This window comes from Gulosibacter sediminis, assembly GCF_014904065.1.
Taxonomy (GTDB): Bacteria; Actinomycetota; Actinomycetes; order Actinomycetales; family Microbacteriaceae; genus Gulosibacter; species Gulosibacter sediminis.
The window spans coordinates 7,533-12,655 of sequence record NZ_JACXJG010000016.1 but is presented as its reverse complement, the minus strand read 5'-3'; the positions used below and the strand labels follow the sequence as shown (position 1 = coordinate 12,655).

General features: G+C 71.2%; 4 protein-coding genes and 1 pseudogene. 2 read left to right on the top strand and 3 right to left on the bottom strand.

Annotated elements, in window-relative coordinates; all coding sequences use genetic code 11:
* The 3 genes from ID132_RS13965 to ID132_RS08635 all read right to left on the bottom strand — a co-directional run.
* The coding region (locus ID132_RS13965; protein WP_413229360.1) for an ABC transporter ATP-binding protein at nucleotides 1-1,072 on the bottom strand (1,072 nt) is incomplete at its 3' end.
* 2 nt (nucleotides 1,073-1,074) lie between these two features.
* Nucleotides 1,075-1,686, bottom strand: a complete 612-nt coding sequence (locus tag ID132_RS08640) for a hypothetical protein (RefSeq protein ID WP_235988423.1) — start codon at nucleotides 1,684-1,686, stop codon at nucleotides 1,075-1,077.
* Between the two features lie 374 nt (nucleotides 1,687-2,060).
* The gene (locus tag ID132_RS08635; RefSeq protein ID WP_193128368.1) at nucleotides 2,061-3,683 is read right to left on the bottom strand and encodes an HAD-IA family hydrolase; all 1,623 of its coding nucleotides are present in this window, start codon (nucleotides 3,681-3,683) and stop codon (nucleotides 2,061-2,063) included.
* 135 nt (nucleotides 3,684-3,818) lie between these two features.
* Between ID132_RS08635 and ID132_RS08630 the strand changes: the two genes are divergently transcribed.
* Both ID132_RS08630 and ID132_RS15280 read left to right on the top strand, forming a co-directional pair.
* On the top strand, nucleotides 3,819-4,817 hold the full coding sequence (locus tag ID132_RS08630; RefSeq protein WP_193128367.1) for a LacI family DNA-binding transcriptional regulator: 999 nt from the start codon (nucleotides 3,819-3,821) through the stop codon (nucleotides 4,815-4,817).
* Nucleotides 4,818-4,951: 134 nt separating this feature from the next.
* Nucleotides 4,952-5,123: pseudogene (locus ID132_RS15280) on the top strand (hypothetical protein); the annotation flags it as partial.

Below are 5,123 nucleotides of genomic sequence, written 5' to 3'. Positions count from 1 at the left end.
TGAGCAGCGTCGACTTGCCCGCACCGTTGCCGCCGACGAGCGCGATCCGCTCGCCGCTGCGCAGCGTCGTGTCGAGGCCCTGCAGCACCGGCGTGATGTTGCCGCCGACGCTCTTGTAGCCGTGCGTCACGTTCTCGACCTGGGCCACGACCGGGACGGGGTCGGCCGTCGCATCCGTACGAACCGGGCGCGTGCCAAGCAGCTCCGCGGCCTGGGCACCGCCGTCGACCACCACATCCGACCGAAGCGGATGCGCGCCAAGCAACTCGGCGGCCTCGGCCGGGGTGCGCGGCGCGGCATCCAAGCCGAGCGCGCGCACGGCCTGCACCGCCTGCGGGGCCGGGATGCCGTGCTGCTCGAGCTCGTCCGTGCGGCGCAGCGCATCCTCGATCGGCAGGTGCCAGACCGGGCTGCCCTGCGCCATCAGCACGACCGACTTGGCGTACTTCGCGACGAACTCGGCGTGGTGCTCGATCGTGATCACGGTGACGCCGTGCTCGCGGTTGAGCTCGGCGAGGCGCTCATAGATCTCCTCGGCGCGTGCCGGGTCGAGCTCGGCGACGGGCTCGTCGACGATGATCACCTCGGGCCGCAGCGCGAGCGCCCCGGCGAGCGCGGTGAGGTGCGCCTGGCCGCCCGAGAGCTGCCAGATATAGCGGTCGTCGAGGTGCGCGATGCCGAGGCTGTCGAGCGCCGCATCGGTGTCAGCCAGGTACGAGTCGCGGCCGAAGTTGATCGGGCCGAACGCGACGTCGTCGCGCACGGTCGGCCGCACGAGCTGGTTCTGGAAGTCCTGGTAGACGTAGCCGACGCGCGTTGAGAGCTCGGCGACGCTCGAGGTGTACGTGTCGACCCCATCCACCGTCACCGAGCCGGCGAAGTCGCCCGACCAGTAGTGCGGAATCAGACCGTTGATGCTCTTGCAGAGCGTGGTCTTGGCCGCTCCGTTGCCCCCGACCACGGCAACGAAGTCGCCGCGTTCGATGGTGAGGTTGACGTTGCGCAGCACGTCGGCCTCGGCGCCGGGATACCGGAAGGACAGGTTCTCAATGACGATGATGGGGTCGGCCACAATTAGCGCTTTCGGTTCTTCTGGGAGCGGCGGAACAGCAGGATGGCGACGACGAGCATGACGGCGATGACGCCGACGCTCACCCACAGGAAGCCGGGGCCGTACTGGTCGAGCAGCTCGGTGTCGACGGCGCCGACTGAGAGATCCCACGCCTCGAGGAAGGCGAAGAAGAACGAGGCGATCGAGAGCAGCAGGGCGACGACGACGAACCAGCCGACATGCTGCACCGAGCCGGGGATGCGCTCACCCGGCACGCGCGGGCGCAGGCCGAGCAGCGGCTCGATCTTGCCGTAGAGGGCGGGGATGAGCCACATGGCGGGGATCGCGCCGAAGAGGATGCCGCTGATGAGCACGTCGACGCCGAGGCCGATGCCCTCGATAGCGAGGATCGATTGCGGGAGGCCCTCGACGTACTCGGCGTCCTCGAGCCCGACCCAGACCTTCGAGAGGTCGACGATGGCCGAGAGCACCTTGTCGATGAGCACGACGGTGATCGCGCCGATCCAGATCTGCACGCGCGAGTTCGCGTTGCGAATCAGCATGCCGCCGACGTAGAGGGCGAGGAACATCTGCAGGAAGCCCTCGACCTCGGCGAGGCCCGAGAAGTCGCCCATGAGCAGGTCGGTNGAAGACGATCTCGCCGAGCGGTGCGCCGAGCGCGGCCCAGAACGGGTTGAACAGCGCCACCATGGTGAGCGGCACGAAGATGAAGCTGCTCACCGAGACGTCGATCGGTCCGATCGAGACGTCGGGAATTACTTCGAGGATGATGTTCGCGAGGCCGTTCAGCGCCATCGCGAGCACAAACACCATGAGTTTCTGCGGCATGGTCATCTCGCCGCCGGGGGCACCGCTGCCTCGCAGGGCGCCGGCGCGGCGGTAGTCGGAGGGCTCGGCGGTCGAAGTCGTGGTGGGTTGTCGGGTGTCAGTCACGGGGGTGCTCCTTGTGTCGGGGTTCACGCAGCGTCGGCTTGTTGGCGGGGTGGGGTTACGACACCGCGGCGTCGACGACGTCGCGGCTCGGGGTCAGCAGGTCAATGAGGTCGGCGGCGGAGTCGATGGCGTCGGTGGCGATGCCCTCGGCGACGGCGGCGTCGATTTCGGCGTCGCCGGTCGACCCGCCGCGCACGAGCACGCGGCGGGCGATGCCCGCGGTGAGCGCACCGGCGGCGTCGTTGCGCGGCTTGTCGCCGAGGAACCAGGTGCGAGCGGGGTCGGCGTCGGCGACGAGCAGCGCCTCGCGCACGATGCGCGCATGCGGCTTGCGGAACCCGACCTCGTCAGAACACACGTAGGCGGCGATGAGGTGGTCAATGCCCTGGGCGGCGCACTCGGCGCGCACGGCCCGGCCGTTGATCGTGTTCGACACCACGACGACGGGCATCGCCTCGCGCTCGGCGNGCTCGAGCAGCTCGCGGATGCCGGGGCGCGGCGTGCGCTTGCTCTTCGCGGTGCCGAAGCGGAACATCAGATCGTGTGCCTCGGCCTCGAGCAGCGCCCGGGCTCGCGGGCCGAGGTCGCCGCCGACGAGGTCGCGCCAGAAGCGCGCGGCGCCGATCTCGTGGCAGCCGTCGGGGCGCTCGCGCTCGGTCACCTTGAACTCGCGGTAGCGCGCCACGCCGTCCGCGACGAGCGCGCGAGCGCGGGCGCGGTCCACGCGCTCGTCCTCGCCGTCGAGCAGCGCGGCGAGCGAGTCGCAGAACTCATCGAGCAGCGTGTCGTCGGGCGTCGAGGTCGAGATGACCCCGCCGTGGTCGAGCAGCAGGGCAGCCTGCCGGCCCGCGAGGGCCGCGTCGCTCGTCGCCGTCGCGGGCGAGGCCGGCGCGGGGTCGGCCGCCGCCCGCAGCGTCTCGAGCAGCCCCTCGGGGGTCGGGAACACCGCATCCGCCACCTCGGCCACGCCGAACGGCGGCTGGTCGGTGTGCTTGCTCACCGTGAGCACCACCGCGCCGACGCTCGCGCGGCGGCCGGCCACGACATCCCGGTCTTGCGTGTCACCGACGTACCAGGCGTCGGCGGGCGAGACGCCGAGCGCCGCCGACGCGAGCTCGATCATGCGCGGGTGCGGCTTGCGCATCCCAACCTCGTCGCTGTACACCTGCACCGAGAAGAACGAGGCGAGGCCGTGCTTCGCGAGCAGGCGGCGGTGGCTGCGCCCGGAGTGCGCGTTGCTCACGATGCCGAGCGGAATGCCGCGGCGCACCGCCTCGTCGAGCAGTTCGGGGATGCCCGGGCGCACGACATGGTCGGAGATCGTCGTGTTCTGCTCCTCGAGCAGCGCGCCGGCCTCGGCGACGAGCAGGGCGCGGATGGGCTCGGGCAGCTCGGCCGCCAGGAAGTCGCCGACGACCTCGCGGTGCGTCATCTCGCGCGGCTCGAGGCGGCGGCTCGACGCGTGCTTCCAGTGGCGCAGCGCGGTGAGCCCCGAGTCGAGCGAGGTGCGCACCTCGGCCTGCTCGATGCGGTGCCCGGCTCGCGCGGCACGCGCCACGATCGACGCAGCCAGCTCGTCTCGACCGGTGGGTCGCTTCACCGTTTCGAAGATGACGCCGCCGAAGTCGAGCAGCAGGGCGCGGGGCGCGTAAAGCAGTGGGGATGCGGTGGTCGGCACGAGTGGGTCTCTTTCTGTCGCGTTCGCAACGACCGTACGAAGGGCCCGTGTACGGCTTGGCACCGCTACGTGAACGGTTGTGGAACGCTCCAATTGGAAATCCCTGGAACGCTCCAACGCTGCTAGAACAGAGCCATGGGAGCAAAGAGCCACCGCGCGCCGACCCTCAACGACGTCGCCGCCGAGGCGGGCGTATCGAAGTCGCTCGTGTCGCTCGCCGTGCGCGGCGACGTGGGCGTGCGGCCCGAGACGCGCACGCGCATTCTCGACGTCGCCGACCGGCTCGGGTACCACTCGAACCCGTGGGCGCGCTCGCTCGTGCGCGGCCGCAGCCAGATGATCGGCGTGCTGCTCGACGACCTGCGCAGCGGCTACCACACCGACGTCGTGCACGGCATCGAAGACGAGGCCGAGACGAACGGCATGTCAGTTGTCATGGCCGATGCCCGCCGCGACCCGGCGCTGCTGCGCACCCGCCTCGAGCGGATGATCGGGCTCGGGCTCGACGGCGTCGTGATCGTCTCGGGTCGGGCCGACAGCGCGATGATCGGCGACTTCGCGCGCCGGGTGCCGCTCGTCGTCGTGGGCCGCCCCGCCGAGCTCTCGCCCGGCATCGGCCAGGTGTCGAACGACGACCGCACCGGCATGCGCCTCGCGGTGCACCACCTCGCGTCGCTCGGGCACCGCCGCATCGTGCACCTGCCCGGCTCGCCGCGCCCGGCCGCCGTCGCCAGGCGCGAGGCCTATCTTGAGACCATGCGCGAACTCGGCTTAGAAGACCACGCGAGCGTCGTGCCCGGCATCGAGGCGCTGCTCGGCACGCTCGCCCCAAGCGCCGCCGACGCCCCGACGGCGGTGTGCTGCGCCACCGACCGCATTGCCGTCGAGCTCATCGGCGAGCTCAGCGACGCCGGCGTCGAGGTGCCCGGCCGCCTCAGCATCGTCGGCTACGACAACATCGACTTCGCCGCGCGGATGCGACCGACGCTGACGAGCGTCGACCAGCCGCGGCGCGCGATGGGGTCGCTCGCCCTGCGCCAGCTCACCGACATGCTCGATGGGGCGGATGCGCGGCACGAGATCGCGACGCCGACCCTCGCGATTCGGCGCTCGACCGCTGCGCCGGAGCGCTGATGTGGCGCAGGGGGATGTGGTGTTTGAGGCCTCGGGCCGGGTCGCTCGCGTAGCCCCGCCGCCCCACCGACGTGCCCGACGCCGCGCGTCGGTGGGGTGTGCCACACTCTCGGGGTGACAACTAGGCGCGCATCGTGACCGGGCAGGAGCTGCTCGGGTGGCTGCCGACCGTCGCCGCGATCGTGCTGCTCGCCGGCATCGCGTTTGGCNTCGCGGCGTTCCGCATCCCGGCGCCGCACGAGGTCATCGTCGCCGTCGCCCGTGCCGCCCTGCAGCTCGCGGCACTGAGCCTCGTGCTGTCGGGCG

Coding starts and splice junctions, on each gene's coding strand:
- ID132_RS08640 (WP_235988423.1), bottom strand. CDS start 1,686: ATGGGCGACTTCTCGGGCCTCGCCGAGGTCGAGGGCTTCCTGCAGATG.
- ID132_RS08630 (WP_193128367.1), top strand. CDS start 3,819: ATGGGAGCAAAGAGCCACCGCGCGCCGACCCTCAACGACGTCGCCGCC.